At 63.0% G+C, this 16,275-nt stretch carries 14 protein-coding genes; 8 read left to right on the top strand and 6 right to left on the bottom strand.

Going from position 1 to position 16,275, the window contains the following annotated elements:
• Positions 1 to 3 precede the first annotated feature (3 nt).
• The 3 genes from G4Y73_RS06545 to G4Y73_RS06535 are packed head-to-tail and all read left to right on the top strand — an operon-like array spanning position 4 to position 2,134.
• Positions 4 to 324, top strand: coding sequence for a P-II family nitrogen regulator (locus G4Y73_RS06545; protein WP_164230638.1), 321 nt, complete (start codon positions 4 to 6; stop codon positions 322 to 324).
• A gap of 14 nt (positions 325 to 338) precedes the next feature.
• Positions 339 to 1,277 (top strand): cation diffusion facilitator family transporter, encoded by a 939-nt coding sequence (locus G4Y73_RS06540; protein ID WP_164230636.1) that lies wholly within the window; start codon positions 339 to 341, stop codon positions 1,275 to 1,277.
• Complete coding sequence (locus tag G4Y73_RS06535) at positions 1,277 to 2,134, top strand: L-2-amino-thiazoline-4-carboxylic acid hydrolase (RefSeq protein WP_164230634.1); 858 nt, start codon at positions 1,277 to 1,279, stop codon at positions 2,132 to 2,134. Before G4Y73_RS06540 ends, G4Y73_RS06535 begins: the two co-directional genes overlap by 1 nt.
• Here the strand turns inward: G4Y73_RS06535 and G4Y73_RS06530 are convergent.
• Positions 2,031 to 2,423, bottom strand: a complete 393-nt coding sequence (locus G4Y73_RS06530) for a DUF302 domain-containing protein (RefSeq protein WP_164230631.1) — start codon at positions 2,421 to 2,423, stop codon at positions 2,031 to 2,033. The genes G4Y73_RS06535 and G4Y73_RS06530 overlap by 104 nt on opposite strands.
• A gap of 206 nt (positions 2,424 to 2,629) precedes the next feature.
• Here G4Y73_RS06530 and G4Y73_RS06525 point away from each other — a divergent pair, with 206 nt between their 5' ends.
• From G4Y73_RS06525 to G4Y73_RS06510, 4 genes are all read left to right on the top strand, one after another.
• Positions 2,630 to 4,030 (top strand): phospholipase D-like domain-containing protein, encoded by a 1,401-nt coding sequence (locus G4Y73_RS06525; RefSeq protein WP_346426830.1) that lies wholly within the window; start codon positions 2,630 to 2,632, stop codon positions 4,028 to 4,030.
• Positions 4,027 to 5,499 (top strand): DASS family sodium-coupled anion symporter, encoded by a 1,473-nt coding sequence (locus G4Y73_RS06520; protein ID WP_240451136.1) that lies wholly within the window; start codon positions 4,027 to 4,029, stop codon positions 5,497 to 5,499. Before G4Y73_RS06525 ends, G4Y73_RS06520 begins: the two co-directional genes overlap by 4 nt.
• An 88-nt stretch (positions 5,500 to 5,587) precedes the next feature.
• Positions 5,588 to 7,645, top strand: coding sequence for a M13 family metallopeptidase (locus G4Y73_RS06515; RefSeq protein ID WP_164230627.1), 2,058 nt, complete (start codon positions 5,588 to 5,590; stop codon positions 7,643 to 7,645).
• An 86-nt stretch (positions 7,646 to 7,731) separates the two neighbouring features.
• Positions 7,732 to 8,901, top strand: coding sequence for a cation:proton antiporter (locus G4Y73_RS06510; RefSeq protein ID WP_164230625.1), 1,170 nt, complete (start codon positions 7,732 to 7,734; stop codon positions 8,899 to 8,901).
• Between the two features lie 31 nt (positions 8,902 to 8,932).
• Here G4Y73_RS06510 and G4Y73_RS06505 read toward each other — a convergent pair whose 3' ends face one another.
• The 4 genes from G4Y73_RS06505 to G4Y73_RS06490 all read right to left on the bottom strand — a co-directional run bounded on the left by G4Y73_RS06505 (position 8,933) and on the right by G4Y73_RS06490 (position 14,214).
• Positions 8,933 to 10,363: a pyridoxal-dependent decarboxylase gene (locus tag G4Y73_RS06505; RefSeq protein WP_164230623.1), complete on the bottom strand. Its 1,431-nt coding sequence runs from the start codon at positions 10,361 to 10,363 to the stop codon at positions 8,933 to 8,935.
• A 28-nt stretch (positions 10,364 to 10,391) separates the two neighbouring features.
• Complete coding sequence (locus G4Y73_RS06500; RefSeq protein ID WP_164230621.1) at positions 10,392 to 12,083, bottom strand: NAD-binding protein; 1,692 nt, start codon at positions 12,081 to 12,083, stop codon at positions 10,392 to 10,394.
• Position 12,084: 1 nt separating this feature from the next.
• Positions 12,085 to 12,468 carry a DUF6394 family protein gene (locus G4Y73_RS06495; protein ID WP_164230619.1) on the bottom strand — a complete coding sequence of 128 codons (384 nt, stop codon included), beginning with the start codon at positions 12,466 to 12,468 and terminating at the stop codon, positions 12,085 to 12,087.
• Positions 12,469 to 12,534: 66 nt separating this feature from the next.
• On the bottom strand, positions 12,535 to 14,214 hold the full coding sequence (locus G4Y73_RS06490) for an AarF/UbiB family protein (RefSeq protein WP_164230617.1): 1,680 nt from the start codon (positions 14,212 to 14,214) through the stop codon (positions 12,535 to 12,537).
• 139 nt (positions 14,215 to 14,353) lie between these two features.
• On the opposite strand from G4Y73_RS06490, the gene G4Y73_RS06485 reads away from it, so the two are divergent.
• Positions 14,354 to 14,986: a lysozyme-like domain containing protein gene (locus G4Y73_RS06485; RefSeq protein ID WP_164230616.1), complete on the top strand. Its 633-nt coding sequence runs from the start codon at positions 14,354 to 14,356 to the stop codon at positions 14,984 to 14,986.
• Between the two features lie 25 nt (positions 14,987 to 15,011).
• Here the strand turns inward: G4Y73_RS06485 and G4Y73_RS06480 are convergent, their stop codons facing one another.
• The gene (locus tag G4Y73_RS06480) at positions 15,012 to 16,274 is read right to left on the bottom strand and encodes an amidohydrolase family protein (RefSeq protein WP_164230614.1); all 1,263 of its coding nucleotides are present in this window, start codon (positions 16,272 to 16,274) and stop codon (positions 15,012 to 15,014) included.
• Between the last annotated feature and the right edge of the window lies 1 nt (position 16,275).

The raw sequence follows: 16,275 nt of genomic DNA, 5'->3' as shown, positions 1-16,275 counted from the left end.
CCCATGAGCACGCGGAAGGTCGAAGCCATCGTGCGCTTCAGTGCGCTGGAAGGTGTTGAAGACGCGCTCAAGGAGGCCGACATCAACGGTCTTACCGTCAGCCCGGTTCGTGGATTCGGGGAATACCGCAATTTCTTCCGCGACGACTGGACCCACCGATTCGCTCGTATCGAGATATTCACCACGCGCGCCGGGGAGATTGCCGACCTGATCGTGGAAGCCGCTCATACGGGCGCGGCGGGCGACGGTCTGGTCGCCATCGAACCAGTTGATCGAGTCGTTCGCATTCGCGACCGAAAGATCATCGAGAACGGTGAAGGCTGAGGCGAAGAAGAATCATGTCGAATCACGACGCTCACGGACACGCCGGGCACATGCCCTCGAGCGGCCGCGGCATGGTGATTTCCGCGTGGCTCACCGGTGTCTATTTCGTTGTCGAAATGACCATCGGCCTGTGGACCGGATCCATCGCTGTTATCTCGGATGCCTTCCACACCTTCTCGGCCGTCGGCGGCGTACTGGTTGCCATCGTCGCGGCCCGACTGGCACGCCGTCCCGCGGACCAGGATCGCAGCTTCGGATGGTACCGGGCCGAACTGATCGGTGCCCTGGTCAATGGCGGCTTTCTGCTGGGCATGGCCCTGATCGTGATCGTGATGGGCGGCATGCGCCTGGCGGAGCCGATCGACCTGCCACCTACGCCCATGCTGTGGGCGGCGGCAGGCGGCCTGGTCACTGAGATCATATCCCTTGCCCTCATCTGGAAGCAAAGCCGTAGCGATCTCAACGTCAAGGGTGCGCTCTGGCACATCATCCAGACCTTTGTCGGCAGCCTGCTGATCATCGTGACTGCCCTGGTCATCCATTTCACCGGCTTCCTGCTGATCGATCCGATCCTCGGCATGATCTTCGGTGTTGTGCTGCTCTGGGCTAGTTGGGGCATTCTCCGCGACGCCATGCACCTGCTCATGGAAGGAACCCCGAGCGATGTCGACCTGGCCGAAATCATCGCGTCGCTCGAGCGCCTCGACGCTGTCGAAGACGCTCACCACGTCCACGCCTGGGCGCTGACCAGCGGCCGCTACGTCTTTTCGGGCCATCTGCGGGTCGCCGAGTCCGCCGACGCGCAGTCCATACTGAAGACCGCCAACCGCCTGCTCAAGACAGAGTACGGCTTTTTCTTCTCAACCCTGCAGGTCGAACAGACCTGCCTGGACGAACACGGTGCCGAATCCATCGACATCACACGCCAAGTCACCGGCGGGGAGTCACAGTAATGGCGAAATCGGACCAGACCCCATTCAAATGGCGACTCAGTCGCCGCATCCTGAGCATCGTCGTCTCGCGCGCGAGCCGGCGGGTGCTTGTGAATCGCACCCTGATCGATACCGAGGGACGCCATCTGCGCTGGCTCGCCCCGGAGGTAAAACGCTTCGTTACGGCCCTGGACGCCGATGCCGAAGAACTCCGTCCAGGCGCCGCGCTGGAGACACTGCCCAGTTTCGGCAACCGGCTGATGGTCGAATTGGCAATCTGCACTGCAGCCGCTGACCGAGTGCTCCGCGGCTTCGGGATCACCCCCGACTGCACCCGGCAGGTCGTAGCGGACCTCGGATGGGACGTTTATCGGCGAATGCTGTCCTTGAGCTCGCTTCCCGTGCGCCTGATCACGCGCGATCCCGGCCGACGGCTGCGCTGGACAGTCCGGATGCTGCTGCGCTTCCCTTTCAATGCGCCGGGCGCACCCGGCTACGCCGTCGAGTACCGTGCCGATGGTGAAGATTATCTAACCCATTTCACCCATTGCCCGCCGCAATCCTACCTGCGCCGGCTGAGCGAGGAGACGAAGGACCCCCATGCGCTGGAAGCATTCAGGGCGAGCTGGTGCCTGTACGACTGGCCCGGCGCCGACATCATTGCCGGCGACGGCCGCCGCGGCCACTATCGGCGGAGACAAACCCTGTCACATGGCGATCCAGTCTGCGACATGTGCTGGATAGCGCGGGCCACCCGAGAGAGGGGAGCCCGGATCAGATCGCTTCGAACACCTGCGTCAGACGATCCCGCACTTCAGCCGCCACATCGTGAACGGCCGGGTTGTCGACCAGATTCAGCACCGCCTGCGGATCCATGAATTCAACATGGACCTGGCCATCCTCACCTTCCCGCACGACAACGTTGCACGGTAGCAGGACCCCGATCTGCGGCTCCGCCGACAATGCGCGGTGCGCCAGTTCAGGGTTGCAGGCACCGAGAATCCGATAGGGACGCGTTTCTTTGTCCAGCTTCTTCCTCAAAGTGGCCTGGACGTCGATTTCGGTCAACACACCGAACCCCTGATCTTCGAGTGCATCGGTCACCGCCTCGACTGCCTTGTCGAACTCCAACTGGACCGTCTTGCCGAAACTGAATTCATTATTCATCTGATTAAGCTCCACTCAGCGATACCCCTTCCTTCAGGATACCCGGTCGAGTGCGGCGGGGTGAAGCGAACATCGCTGGCGGTTACCGCAAATCACTGCTCGATCCCGGCACAACTCGTCCCAACCGATCCGTCATAATGCTCGGCATGCGCCCAAACCCTCCAAGAGCGAAACGCCCGGCTCAGTGGTTTCTTCGCGGTTTCGTCGTGCTGCTAGTGGCCTATCTGGGAACGGCTGCGTGGCACCAGATCAAGCCCCTGCCGGAAGGCCTCAACGTGGCGGGTCCGTGGCGCCCGGCCGCCGCCGTGCGCTTCCACGCGGATTCGACCTGGCTGGATGCCGAAGGCCGGCAGCATAACGAGCGCAAGATATTCGATGCGGCCTTCGACATGATTGAACGGGCCGAGAGTCTTGTGGTGAGTGACTTTTTCCTGGTCAACCGATTTGCCGGCAAGGCCGGAGATGGCTACCGCCCCCTCTCCGACGAATTGGTCAATGCCATGACAACCGAGCGGCGGACTCACGACACCCTGAAAGCGGTGCTGCTCACCGACCCGTTCAACGACCTCTACGACGGCGTACAGCAACCGCTGTTCGCCGAGCTGGAGCAGGCCGGCGTCGACGTCATCGAAACGGAGCTGAGGCGCCTGCGCGATCCCAATCCGCTTTGGTCCTCGGCTTGGCGTATCTGCTGTCAGTGGTTCGGCAACGGTCATCGCGGCGGCTGGCTACCCAATCCCGTCGGTGAGGGAAAGGTCACGCTGAGAACCTACCTGACCATGTTCAATTTCAAGGCCAATCACCGCAAGACCCTGGTGGTGGACGGTGAGCGCGGCCCCGAGGCGCTGGTCACCTCGGCTAATCCACACGATGCCAGCAGCCGGCACGACAATATCGCCATAGCTTTCGACGGACCCGCCGTGAGCGATCTTCTGGCGACCGAGCGTGCCGTTGTCCATTTTTCGACCGGTCGCGAACCCGACTGGCCGGCGCTATCCCTCGATTCGCCCCGGTCCCTAGTGGCCGAGGTTCGTATCCTGACCGAGGCGGCCATTCGCGATGCCGCGCTGGCCATGATCGATTCAACGGGAGCCGGCGATTCGCTCGACTTGCTGATGTTTTATCTGTCGCACCGTGAAATCATCGAATCGATGATCGACGCCCACGAGCGGGGCGCCGCCATCCGAGTCCTGCTCGATCCCAATGAGGACGCTTTCGGACGCAAGAAGAATGGCATACCCAATCGCCAGGTTGCGTGGGAGTTGCACGAGGCAGGTATTCCGGTGCGCTGGTGCAACACAAGGGGAGAGCAGTGCCACGGAAAGATGCTCGTCGTGCGGCCCAAAACCGGGCTCGATCGAGTCCTGGGGGGCTCGGCCAACTTCACCCGGCGAAACCTGGATAACTTCAATCTCGAAACCAACGTTGAGCTGCGTATGGACCCCGACACCGAAGCCATGCAGGCGATCGTGGGCTTTTTCGATGAGCGCTGGTCGAACACCCCGGACCGAATTCACAGCCTGCCCTATGACCGATATGCCGACCACTCCCGGCTACGTTACTGGCAATATCGCATCATGGAAGCAACAGGCCTGTCGACGTTTTGAATTCGAAAGCTGACAACGCGAACAACCTGAGACCGCGCATCGGACTGCTTGCCGGCCCGTTGCTATTCGTGGCGATGCTGTTCCTGCCGGCACCAGAGGGCATGTCCATTACCGCCTGGCAGGTTGCGGCCGTTGCGGCGCTGATGGTGGTGTGGTGGATCAGTGAGGCGCTGCCGATCGCCGCTACCGCCCTGCTGCCGATTGTGCTCTTTCCGGTACTCGGCGTGACCGATATCGCCGGGGCGACCACACCCTTTGCCAATCCCCTGATCTATCTCTTCCTGGGGGGCTTCATCATCGCACTGGGCATGGAGCGTTCGGGCCTGCACCGACGCATTGCTCTCAACATCATCCGTCGGGTGGGCACGCAACCAAAGGCGATCATCGCCGGTTTCATGCTGGCTGCCGCCTTTCTGAGTATGTGGGTATCCAACACGGCCACGGCCATGATGATGCTGCCCATCGCGCTTTCTGTGACCTACCTGGTGGGAGGCGATGAACAGCATGAATATTCGGCCAACGGCTTCACCCTGGTCCTTCTGCTTTCGCTCGCGTACGCCTGCAATATCGGCGGCCTGGCCACGCTGATCGGAACGCCCCCCAATGCCTTGCTGGCCGCTTACCTGCTCGACAATCACGGTGTCGAGATCGGCTTTGCTCAGTGGATGCTGATCGGCCTTCCGCTGGTGATCATCGCGCTGCCCCTGGTCTTTTTGCTGTTGACCCGCCTGCTCTTTCCGCTGCGAATAGGTCACCTTCGAGGCGGCGAAGCATTGATCCGCAACGAACTGGCCCGATCCGGGCCGATGGACCGCGCCGAGAAGCAGGTCGCCGCAGTCTTCGTGCTCACCGCTGGTCTTTGGATCACTCGCCCACTTCTACAAGCCCTGCTCCCTGGCCTGTCGGATACCGGCATCGCCATTTTCGGCGCCCTGCTGCTGTTTATCGTGCCAACTGACTGGCGCGAGTGGCGCTTCGTGCTGTCCTGGCGTGACACCGCTCGCCTGCCCTGGGAAGTGCTGATTCTGTTCGGCGGGGGCTTGAGCCTGGCGTCCGGCATCAGCGATTCGGGGCTGGCCGAATGGATCGGGCAAGCGTTTCAGCGGCTTGACGGCCTATCCGTCGTCTTGCTGATCGCGTTGGCGGTCAGCGCGATCATCTTTCTGACCGAAGTCACCAGCAATACCGCCACGGCCGCAGCCTTCCTGCCGATCCTCGGCTCTGTCGCCATCGGCATGGGACTCGACCCGATCGTACTGGCCGCACCCGCGGCAGTCGCCGCCAGCTGTGCCTTCATGCTGCCGGTAGCCACACCGCCGAACGCCATCGTCTACGGTAGCGGACTGGTGACGATCCCGCAGATGGCGCGCGCCGGCCTGGTCATCAACCTCGCGATGATCGTTGTCGTGACTGGCCTGATGTACCTGCTGCTGGGTCGGGTTTTTGCCGCCGACCTCTTTCCGGGTTGAACCCGGGCGTTCGGTCGCTGTCTTTCATTGATTGAGCTGCCACCAAAGCGGCAGCATCGTTTTGCGATCCAATAATCGGGGAATCCGAATGAGAAAACTGCATCAGAGTTTGACGGCTGCTGCCCTGCTGGGTCTGGTCGGTGCGCAGGCGCACGCCGACGACCATGCCACCGCCTCGCCCGAGGCCAAGCTCGGGGCGTGGGGTATTGCCACATCGAACATCAGCGAGTCGGTGGCACCGGGTGATGACTTCTTCACCTGGGTCAATGCCGGCTGGCTGGAATCGAGCGAGATTCCGCCCGGCTTTTCGCGCTGGGGTGCCTTCAACGAGTTGAGCATCCTGTCCGAGGAACGGGTCGATGCCATCATCCGCGACCTGGGTGAGAACGACCCCCAACCCGGCACGCCCTCGCAGCAGGTCGGCGATCTCTACGCCAGCTACATGAACACCGACCGCATCGAGGAACTTGGCCTGGCGCCGGTCCGCGAGACGCTGGACCAGCTGCTGGCCATCGACTCGCACGAGGCGGCCGCCCGCTGGATGGGCCGCCAGGGTACGGCCTCCATCGTGGCCGCCTTCGTCACCCTCGACCAGGGCAACCCCGACCGCTATCTCACCTACTTGTACCAGAGCGGCCTGGGCCTGCCCGACCGCGACTACTACACGCGCGAGGACGAACCCTTCCCGGGCCACCGTCAGGCCTACCGCGACTATATCGCCGCCACTTTCGAGCGCGCCGGCGTCGAGAATTCCGAAGAACGTGCCGATGCGGTGCTTGCGCTGGAGATGAAACTGGCCGAAAACCACTGGACTCGGGTCGAAGCGCGCGACCGCCAGGCCAACTACAACCTGATGACCCCGGCCGAGCTTGCCGAGAACGCCCCCGGATTCCCGTGGCAGGCCTTCCTGGCCGAGCGTGAGCTCGACGGCATTGAGGAAATGGTAGTCGCCACCAACACCGCCATCTACGCCAACTCCGAGCTGTTCGGCGAGACGCCGGCTGAAGAGTGGGCCTCCTGGCATGCATTCCACTGGATCAATAATCACGCCCCACTGCTATCGACCGAGTTCGGGCAGGCGCATTTCGAGCTGTTCGACCAGCGCCTCGACGGTATCGAGGAGCAGCGTGAGCGCGAAAAGCGCGGCATCAACTTCGTCAGTGGCCGCCTGGGCGAACTGGTCGGACAGGTTTACGTCCAGCGCCACTTTCCGCCCGACTATCGTGAGCAGATGATGGAACTGGTCGAGTACCTGCGCCGCGCATTCGCCGAGCGCCTCGATACGCTGGCCTGGATGGACGACGAGACGCGCAAGGAAGCCCACCGCAAGCTCGAAGCCTTCCTGCCCAAGATTGGCTACCCGGAAAAATGGCGCGACTACTCCGATGTTGCCATCGCCGCCGATGACCTGGTCGGAAACGCCCGCCGAATCAGTGCGTGGTCCTGGAACGATCAGCTGGCCAAGCTCGACGAGCCGGTCAGAAGCTGGGAATGGGGCATGACACCGCAGACGGTCAACGCCTATTACCACCCCACCCGCAACGAGATCGTCTTTCCGGCCGCCATCCTGCAGCCGCCGTTCTTCGATCCCAACGCCGACCCGGCCGTCAACTTCGGCGCCATCGGCGGCGTGATCGGTCACGAAATGGGTCACGGCTTCGACGATCAGGGCTCGCGCTCGGATGCCGACGGTGTGCTGCGCAACTGGTGGACAGACAACTCGCGCGAGCAATTCGAGCAGCGCACCGGCAAACTGGTCGAACAGTACAACGGCTTCGAGCCGATCGAGGGCATGAACATCAACGGCGAACTGACCCTGGGCGAGAACATCGGCGACCTGGGTGGACTATCGATCGCCCATCACGCCTACAAGATGTACCTCGACGATCACGCCGGTGGCGAGGCACCGGTGCTCGACGGCTTCACCGGCGACCAGCGCTTCTTCATGGCCTGGGCACAGGTCTGGCGCAATCTCTGGGCGAGCGAGGAATCGCTGCGTAATCGCCTGGTCAACGATTCACACAGTCCGGCCGAGTACCGCGTCAACGGCATCGTGCGCAATCTCGATGCCTGGTACGAAGCCTTCGACGTCGGAGCGGACGCCGAACTCTACCTGGCGCCCGAGAACCGCGTCAGCATCTGGTAACCCCGGATCCGAGCCGGCGCCCCTCGGCGCCGGCTCGGATCCGTTCATGCTCTATACTCGATGCGGGAACCCAACACGCGCCCCGCATGCACGCCGACGCCTTCATCGAAACGCTGTTTCTGATTTTTGCCGGAGCGGCACTGATCGCCACCGTGGCGCTATACCTGCGCCAGGCCCTTCCGGTGGCCTACATCGTTCTGGGTATGATCATCGGGCCCTGGGGTCTGGCGCTGGCCACAGACGCGGCCGTCGTCGACGGCATGGCCGAGATCGGGATCATCTTCCTGCTGTTCCTGCTCGGCCTCAACCTTGAACCGCGCGAACTGCTGCGTATGCTGCGCGAGGCCGTTGCGGTTACCGCAGTGACCTGCCTGGCCTTTGCCGCTGCCGGCACGGGTATCGGACTGCTTTTCGGCCTGGACTGGCTGCAGGCAGTACTCGTGGGTCTGGCGGTGATGTTTTCGAGCACGATCATCGGGCTGAAACTGCTACCCACCTCGACCCTGCATCATCAGCGCATGGGCGAGATCATCATCGCCGTGCTGCTGCTGCAAGATATCATTGCGATCGCGCTGATCCTGTTCATCCAGGGCTTTGCGGGCAGCGCCGACCCCTTGTTCGACGTTGCCGTGCTGCTGATCAGCGCGCCGTTGCTGTTCCTGCTGTCATTTGGCATTGCACGCTACGCGCTCATGCCGCTGATGCGGCGCTTCGATCGCATCCAGGAATATATTTTCCTGCTGACCATCGGCTGGTGTCTGGCAATTGCCTATATCGGGCACCTGCTCGGCTTGTCCTATGAGATCGCTGCATTTCTGGCCGGCGTGAGCATTGCCACCAACCCGGTCTCGCGGTTTATCGCCGAGACCCTCAAGCCCTTGCGTGACTTTTTCCTGATCATCTTTTTCGTCGCACTCGGTGCCGGCTTCGACATGGGGATGTTGCCGCAGGTCGCACTTCCGGCCGCGGTGCTTGCAGCTGCCATGTTGCTGCTCAAACCCCTGGTGTTCGGTTGGGTGCTTTCTCGCCATCGCGAGCGGCCGAAAGTGGCGCGTGAAATCGGACTGCGACTGGGCCAGGTCAGCGAGTTCTCCCTGCTGGTCGCTGTCGTCGGCTTGCAGAGTGGGCTGATGACCGAAGAAGCCTCCTACATCATCCAGGCCGCTACGGTCTTCACCTTCATGGTGTCCAGCTACTGGATCGTCATGCGCGTACCGACGCCGGTAGCCACGAGTGACGCCCTTCGCAAGGACTGAAGCGACCGGCCGTCATTAATGCCGCCAATCCTTACCTGTTCGAAACGGTATCCGCCGCATTCAGCACGAGTTGCCAGGCCGACTCGACGTGGCGGCGCTCGACCCGGGTCTGTCCGGGCACGATACGCAAGACGTAGCGACCGTCAAGGCGCGTGTGCGTGAGATACAGCTCACCACCGTCCTGGATTTCGGCCAGCAGGGCCTGGTTGGCTTTTTCGATCGTCGCCTCGTCGTGAGTGCCGGGCGGCAACCAGCGGAAGCATACGCAGTTGAGCGGTGCCGGCGCGAGGCGTTCGAAAGCCGGGTGGGCGTCGAGGGTTTCGGCCAGCCATCGTCCGTACTCGATATGCCGGCGCAGCATCGTCTGCAGACCTTCCAGCCCGAATGAACGCATCACGAACCACAGCTTCAGTGCACGGAAACGGCGTCCGAGCTGGATGCCCCAATCGCGATAATTACGCACGTGCTCGTCGGCCCGGGTCTTCAGATATTCGGGCTGAATCTCGAAGGTCCGCACCAGGGACTCGACGTTGCGCACGAAGTAAGCCGTGCAATCGAAATTGGTGGCCATCCACTTGTGCGGGTTGACGACAAAGGAATCGACGTGCTCGGCGGAACCCAGCATCCAGCGACATTCCGGCAGCAGCAGTGCCGTTCCGGCGTAGGCCGCGTCGACGTGCAGCCAGATGCCCTGATCGGCACAGATCTCGCCGATCGCCTCGATCGGGTCGATGGCAGTGGAGCTGGTCGTGCCCAGTGCGGCGATCACACACAGCGGCGTGACGCCTTCGGCCCGGTCGGCGGCTATCCGCTCGGCCAGTGCATCGGCACGCATGGCAAAGTCGCCATCAACCGCGATTTTCCTGAGCGCCGCCGAACCAAACCCGGCAATCCGGACGTCCTTCTCGATCGACGAGTGCGCCTCGGTCGAACAGTAAATGGCGAAGCGCCGGTCACCCTGCCCGGCGAAGCCGCGATTGTTGACGGCAAATCCGGTCGCACGCTCGCGGGCACTCAGCAGGGCGCACAGGGTCGCCGTGGAGGCCGTGTCCTGGATCACCCCCTCGAATTCCGCCGGCAATCCCAGCCACTCGCGCAGCCAGCGCATCACGCGGCCTTCCAGCTCGGCCGCCGCTGGCGAGGTCTCCCAACTCATGCATTGTGCACCCAGTGTGGCGGTCAGCATTTCGGCCAGCACGGAAGCATACGAACTGTTGGCCGGGAAGTAGGCCATGAACATCGGATGCTGCCAATGCGTCATGCCCGGCAGAATGATCTCGCGGAAGTCTTCGAGAATGGTGTCCATGCTCTCACCGGCTTCCGGGCCACTGGCTGGCAGCCGCCCGGCGATTTCACCGGGTGCGACGCTGGCCTTGACCGGACGGTCTTCTATGGATTCGACATAGTCCGCCATCCAGTCGACCAGGGCATGAGCCTGACGACGAAACTCCTTGCTATTCATATTGGCTGAGTCCGTATTGCGGTTTCGGCTACGATGCAGCGGCGCGACGCCACCATGGCTGTCGTGCCAGACGCGGCTGGCCGGTCCGAAGATAGTGCACAACGTCGGGATCGACCGCCACTGCCCAGATCAGCTCGGCCGAACGCGGGGTGCCGCAGAACAGGATGCGATCGCCCATGGCCAGCGGCAAGTCTTCGTCCGGCAGCAGGATCGCCTCCTCGTCACGACCAATCATCAGCACCAGAGCATCCAGCTGCTCACTGCGATTGTGGGGATCGCGCGTGAGCATGCCCACCGTTATTGCCTCGCCCGTCTCGATCGCGGCGGCAATCGGGGGCGTGCGTTTGTCACTGACACGACTGCTCCAGAACTGCAGTCGTCCCTCGCCGATGCGATCGCCGATACGCTGCAGACACTCTTGCAGCCAGCCATCATCCTGTTGCATTGCGCCGGACATGAACTCTGGCACCAGGGGCGCCTCCAGCGCCGGGCGAATGGCCGAGGACACCATGCGGCTGACCGAGCTGGCCAGTTGCGTGCCAGCCTCCTCGAACAGGGTCCGGTTGTGCAGGTGGTTCTCACGCGCAATGACCAGCAAATCCGGATTGATCATGCGCGCGGTCATGATGGTCGACAGATTCTCCGTGTCGCTGTCGTGAGCGGCGACCAGGCCGACTGCCGTTTCGACGCCCGCCGCCTCGAGTGTGGCGCCCTCGGAACTGCGTCCAACCACGCTGCCTTCCGGCCAATTGTCCTCCGACGCTTGTTCGGCGATCAGCCGGCAGTCGATACCGGACTGCTGCAGTTGCGCGGCGAGTAAGTGGGCATAGTCGTCCTGGCCGCAAATCAGCCAGGTGCCTGCGACATCACTGCCCGGATCCCAGCGCTTGGGAGCACCGGCTTCGGTCAATCGTTCGTAGAGACGGTAGGCTTCGGGACGCGTGATCGCCAGACTGATTCGACGCACGAACTCCTCGGCCGGCCGGATCACGAAATCCGTGTCGAACGACGCCAGGTTGCTGGCGGTCTCCTCGCTTTGCGCACGCGCCACGACATCCATCTGGGGATTGAATAGTCGCCCGGTCAGGGCGATCTGCAGGTTGGTTTCATCGCTGTCGGTCAGTGCAATGAGGCCAGAACACCAGCGATCTCGAAGCCCCGCCTCGACCAGGTTGTCCGGAATGGATGCGTCGAGCTGCAGGCCCGGCACCTGGACCCAGTAATCGCGCAGTTGCAGATCCCGGATGGCCAGCCTGGATTGGTCGATAACGACCACCCGGCGGCCATTGCGAACCAGGTTGTCGGTCAGGATTCGGCCGCTTCCACCGTATCCGCAGATCAGATAGAACGGTTCGCCAATCGAGCCAATCGCCCGCCTGAGCCGGCGCCGGGACAGGGCCGCACCAAAGGCATCATCCCGGGCCAGGGTGACCAGGCTACCAATGGCATACAGCCAGGCGAAGACCGTCATGTAGATGCAGACGATCGTCCACATTCGCTGGGCATCGCTGAACTCGGCCGGGATCTCGCCGAAACCGATGGTGCTGCCGGTATAGCTGACGACATAGAAAGCGTGCAGGAAATTCATGGTCCACGGCTCACCGCTCTCGTCATAACCGGGAACAAGCGTGAAGCCGACAGTGGCGATCGCATAGGCGCTGATCAGGACGATCAGCGGCGCCCGCATGCGTTCGAGCAACAGCGACAGCGGCGTGTTCACGTCAGCGCCGGAAGCGGCTGGTCTCGATAAGCACCACCACGGTGGATACGATGTTGGCCAGCAACGCGCCGCCCGACAGCGAGACGATGCTCGCCATCACCGCCGGCGTCAGCCCGACATCGGCGACATGAACGGCCACACCCCAGACCACCGCGGCGGCCAGCAGCTGGAGATCGGCAACCAGGCTGGACGCCAGCAGCACGGCTCCGATGTGCGTGCGCTCGCCGAGCTTCATCACGGTAGCGATCAGGCTGACGACAATCGCGGCAAACAGCTCATAGGCGTTGTGATGGTCGGGATTGTCCATTTCGCCGAGGAAAAAACCGAAGTTCAACGTCAGGGCGAGCAGGATGAAGAATGCGAAAATGACTTTTTCTGGATTCATGTCCTTGTCTCCGACCAACGGGCCCGTAAAGCCCGCACGTTAGCTGACCCTCCGAAGCGGGTCAATTCAGTCGCGGCCGCTTCTCCAGATCGAAATCAACAGCCACACACCCCCGAGCGCCGCGCCAACGAAGCCCAGAAAACCGAACAGCGGTAGCCCGAAGGCCTCTTTCTCGCCCTGGACGTTCATGACGATGGCCGAGCCGATGATGAGCGCCGCGGTCACGATACCCAGCGTCAGCCGGCTGGCCGCCTCATCAAGCTGGTTGCCGACTTCCTTGAGCGAGCGGATATCGACATGCACCTCGATACGACCTTTACTGGCATTGCGCAACAGTCGGCTAAGGTCGGCCGGCAGGTCGCCCAGGAGGCGCAGGGTCTGCGCCACGCTTTTGCGCATGCGTCGCGCCAGGTTGGCGGGCGAATAGTGGCGTCGCAACACTTCCTCGATGATGGGCGCAGCCTCGCCGGCCATGTCGAAGTCCGGATCCAGGCGACGTCCCATGCCCTCGAGCGTAATGAAAGCCTTGAGCATCAGCACCAGGTCGGCCGGCAAAACCAGGTGATGCTGGCGCAGCACGGCCGTGATGTCGCCGATCATCGCCGACAGATCGAGCTGCTGCAGCGGCACGCCGTGATAATGGTCGATAAATTCCTCAACGTCTTCGCGCAATTTCTCCTCGTCAACCTTGTCGTCCTCGCTCCACTCGAGCAGGATAGCCGCCGCGCTCTCGGCATCGCGGGAAACCAGGCCGTGCAGCAACTCGGCAACCTCGTGACGGCGCTGCTCCGAGAGCCGCCCGACCATGCCGAAGTCGAGCAGACCGATGCGATTGTCGGACAGATACAGGATATTGCCGGGATGCGGATCGGCGTGGAAAAAGCCTTCCTCGAGGATCATCAGCAAAATCGCCCGAGTGCCGCGCACGGCGATTTCATGCCGGTCGAGACCGGCCTCGTCGACCGCTTCCAGATCCCGGCCGGGGATCCCTTCCAGGCAGGCCTGTACGTTCAGGCGCTCACCGGTGAATTCCCAGAAGACCTCGGGGATCACGATGCCGGAATCCGGCTCGAGCGTTTCGGCAATGCGTTCGGCATTACGGCACTCGGCGACAAAGTCCAGTTCCAGACGCAGGGACCGGGCGAAATGCCGGACCAGCAAGCGAGGTCGGTAATGGCGCAGTTCGCTCGCCTCCGACTCGAGAATTTCCGCCAGGCGTCGGAGCAGACGCAAGTCCGCGTCGATGATCGAATTGATGCCGGGCCGGCGAACCTTCAACGCCACAGAAGTTCCGTCCTCGAGCCAGGCACGATGCACCTGGGCAAGTGAAGCTGCCGCCAGCGGCTCCCGCTCGACGCGCTCGAAAACTTCGCCGGGTGGCGCCCCGAGTTCCTCGGTCAGTTGCGCCTCGATCTTCTCCCACTCGACGGCCGGGGCATGATCCTGGAGCTTGCCGAACTCGTCCAGCCATTCCGGCCCGAACAGGTCGACACGCGTGGCCAACACCTGCCCGAGCTTGATGAAGGTCGGACCCAGTTCCTCGAGTACGCGGCGAACGCGCTCGGGGGGCTTGAGCTGGGCCAGTTCCTCGCCCTCCTTCCAGTGCAGCACCTTGCCGGCACGCTGCAAGGCACCCGCCATGCCAACACGCTGCACGATGTCGCCAAAACCGTAGCGGATCAGGACCGAAGCGATGTCCTGCATTCGACCGATATCGCGAGCTGCACTCAGTGCCTGCCAGAGCATTCTTTCCCTCCGTTGGAAGTCAGCACCTAGTGTACCCCGCCACTCATTCTGCAAGCTTGAGCACGTGCCTGAGTCGACCGTGCAAGGCGTGCCCCGCAAAACCTGAATCACCAACGCGCGGCGGGTTAGAATCGAGCCAATGCGTTCGTTGATCCAAATTCCTCTCGTCGCCGCGTCAGCACTGGTCCTGTTCGGCTGTGCCGCCACGCCGCCAGAGCGCCAGGACAACCTGTGCGAAATCTTCGAGCAGGAACCGGGCTGGTACGACGACGCCTACACAAGCGAGCGTCGCTGGGGCATCCCCATCAATATCCAGATGGCCATCGTCCAGCGCGAATCTTCCTTTCGGGCGCGCGTGCGACCTGCACGCACAAAGCTGCTGGGCTTCATCCCGTGGCGACGGCCTTCCTCGGCCGCCGGGTATGCCCAGGCACAGGATCCGGCCTGGCAGGACTACCTGGCCACGACCGGGCGATCACGCCTGTTCGCCAGCCGTGCGGACATGAGCGACGCGCTCGATTTTATCGGTTGGTACAACTACACCAGCCACCAGCGTCTGGGTATCGCTCGTGACGATCCCTACAACCTTTACCTGGCCTACCACGAGGGACACACCGGGTATCGCCGCGGCAGTTGGCGCGGCAAGCCCAAGGTGCAGCAGACCGCCCGCCAGGTGTCCGAACGGGCCGAGCGTTACGGACGGCAGTTGCCGGCCTGCGAAGATCAATTCCGCTGCGCTGCCTGGTGGAAGATCTGGCCCTTTTGCAGCTAGTGTCTAACGGCAGCCCCAGGCCAGACTACTCCCCCGGCTGCGGCCGCGACTTGTAGCGCTGATAGAGGCGGCGCTGTCGGTCGCGTGAGAAGTCATACTCCTCGCCGTCGATCCAGGCCCGTGTGATCTGCGTGGTCGCCTCCAGCGGCGAGCCGCTTGCGGCAAAGAAGGTCGCGCGCTTGCCCGCCTCCAGCGTGCCGAGTTGATCGCCCACGCCGATGATCTCCGCTGGCCACTGCGTCACCGACTTGAGCGCCGCCTCGCGATCCAGTCCGAAAGCCACCGCCATGCCGGCCTGAAAGGGAATGTGGCGGGCATTACCGGCGGTAAAGCCCGAGCCGCCATCGGTCATGGCAAAGCGCACGCCGGCTTCGTGGAGCGCCGCTGCGGCCACGTAGGCGGCATCGTAGGGCTCCCAGCCGCGCTGCGGCATGACGTGCGCGCCGGTCAGAATGACCGGCACATCGGCTGTCGCCAGACGCTCGGCCAGGTGCTGCAAATCCGGACCGCCAACCAGTACGACATCCTCGAAGCCCTGATGCTCGGCCCAGTCCAGCGCCGCGTGCATGTCGCGCTCGCGATCGGCGTGCAGGAACAGGCGGCCTTCACCTTCGATCAACGGCAACAGAGCAGCAAGCTGATCGTTGGGTGCCGGCTCGGGCGCACCCCCGTCGCGATGCGCACTCATGGCACGACCCCAGGCCCGGGCCGCGTCGAGAGTCTGGTCGATCAAGGCCAGATCTTCGTCTTCTTCATCATCGGCGGCGCCGCGTGGAAAGGCGATATGCATGCCCGCCGGTGCGTGCAAGGTCATGTCCTCCCAGTTCCACCCTGCCAGTCCGATCACCGCCGAGGAACCGCGGATCAAGCCCCCGCGCGGCACGACATGCGCGGTAAGCAAGCCGCCGGTCACATTCGGCGCAAACAGCATGGAGTCGTGATTGATGCCGATTTCCGCACGGATGGCGGCGTTGATCTGCCCGGTTTCGGTGGTGTCGTCGGTTCCGGCCACGCTGCCGATCTCGGTCAGGCCAAGCACGGTACCGGCATGTACCATCCCGGGGTAGAGATGCAGGCCGGACAGATCGATGATGCGTGCGTTCCCGGGCAGTTGGAGGTCGTCGCCGATCGCCGTGATTCGGCCATCTTCAACCAACACGGCTGCGTCCGCCATGGTTGGGCCGCTGACCGGATGCACGGTGGCACCAATATAGGCCACCGGTTCGGCCCGGGTCGTGAGGGCTGCGAGCAGCAGACAGGTGGCAAGCAGGATTCTTGTCGGCATCATG

The organism is Wenzhouxiangella sp. XN201, from assembly GCF_011008905.1.
Lineage (GTDB): Bacteria > Pseudomonadota > Gammaproteobacteria > Xanthomonadales > Wenzhouxiangellaceae > Wenzhouxiangella.
The sequence above is the reverse complement of the archived record's forward strand: the minus strand, read 5'-3'. Positions and strand labels throughout refer to the sequence as shown.

Bases quoted from the DNA above. Each gene is read 5' to 3' on its own strand.
- G4Y73_RS06545 (WP_164230638.1), top strand. From the start codon at position 4: ATGAGCACGCGGAAGGTCGAAGCCATCGTGCGCTTCAGTGCGCTGGAA.
- G4Y73_RS06540 (WP_164230636.1), top strand. From the start codon at position 339: ATGTCGAATCACGACGCTCACGGACACGCCGGGCACATGCCCTCGAGC.
- G4Y73_RS06535 (WP_164230634.1), top strand. From the start codon at position 1,277: ATGGCGAAATCGGACCAGACCCCATTCAAATGGCGACTCAGTCGCCGC.
- G4Y73_RS06530 (WP_164230631.1), bottom strand. From the start codon at position 2,423: ATGAATAATGAATTCAGTTTCGGCAAGACGGTCCAGTTGGAGTTCGAC.
- G4Y73_RS06515 (WP_164230627.1), top strand. From the start codon at position 5,588: ATGAGAAAACTGCATCAGAGTTTGACGGCTGCTGCCCTGCTGGGTCTG.
- G4Y73_RS06510 (WP_164230625.1), top strand. From the start codon at position 7,732: ATGCACGCCGACGCCTTCATCGAAACGCTGTTTCTGATTTTTGCCGGA.
- G4Y73_RS06505 (WP_164230623.1), bottom strand. From the start codon at position 10,363: ATGAATAGCAAGGAGTTTCGTCGTCAGGCTCATGCCCTGGTCGACTGG.
- G4Y73_RS06495 (WP_164230619.1), bottom strand. From the start codon at position 12,468: ATGAATCCAGAAAAAGTCATTTTCGCATTCTTCATCCTGCTCGCCCTG.
- G4Y73_RS06490 (WP_164230617.1), bottom strand. From the start codon at position 14,214: ATGCTCTGGCAGGCACTGAGTGCAGCTCGCGATATCGGTCGAATGCAG.
- G4Y73_RS06485 (WP_164230616.1), top strand. From the start codon at position 14,354: ATGCGTTCGTTGATCCAAATTCCTCTCGTCGCCGCGTCAGCACTGGTC.
- G4Y73_RS06480 (WP_164230614.1), bottom strand. From the start codon at position 16,274: ATGATGCCGACAAGAATCCTGCTTGCCACCTGTCTGCTGCTCGCAGCC.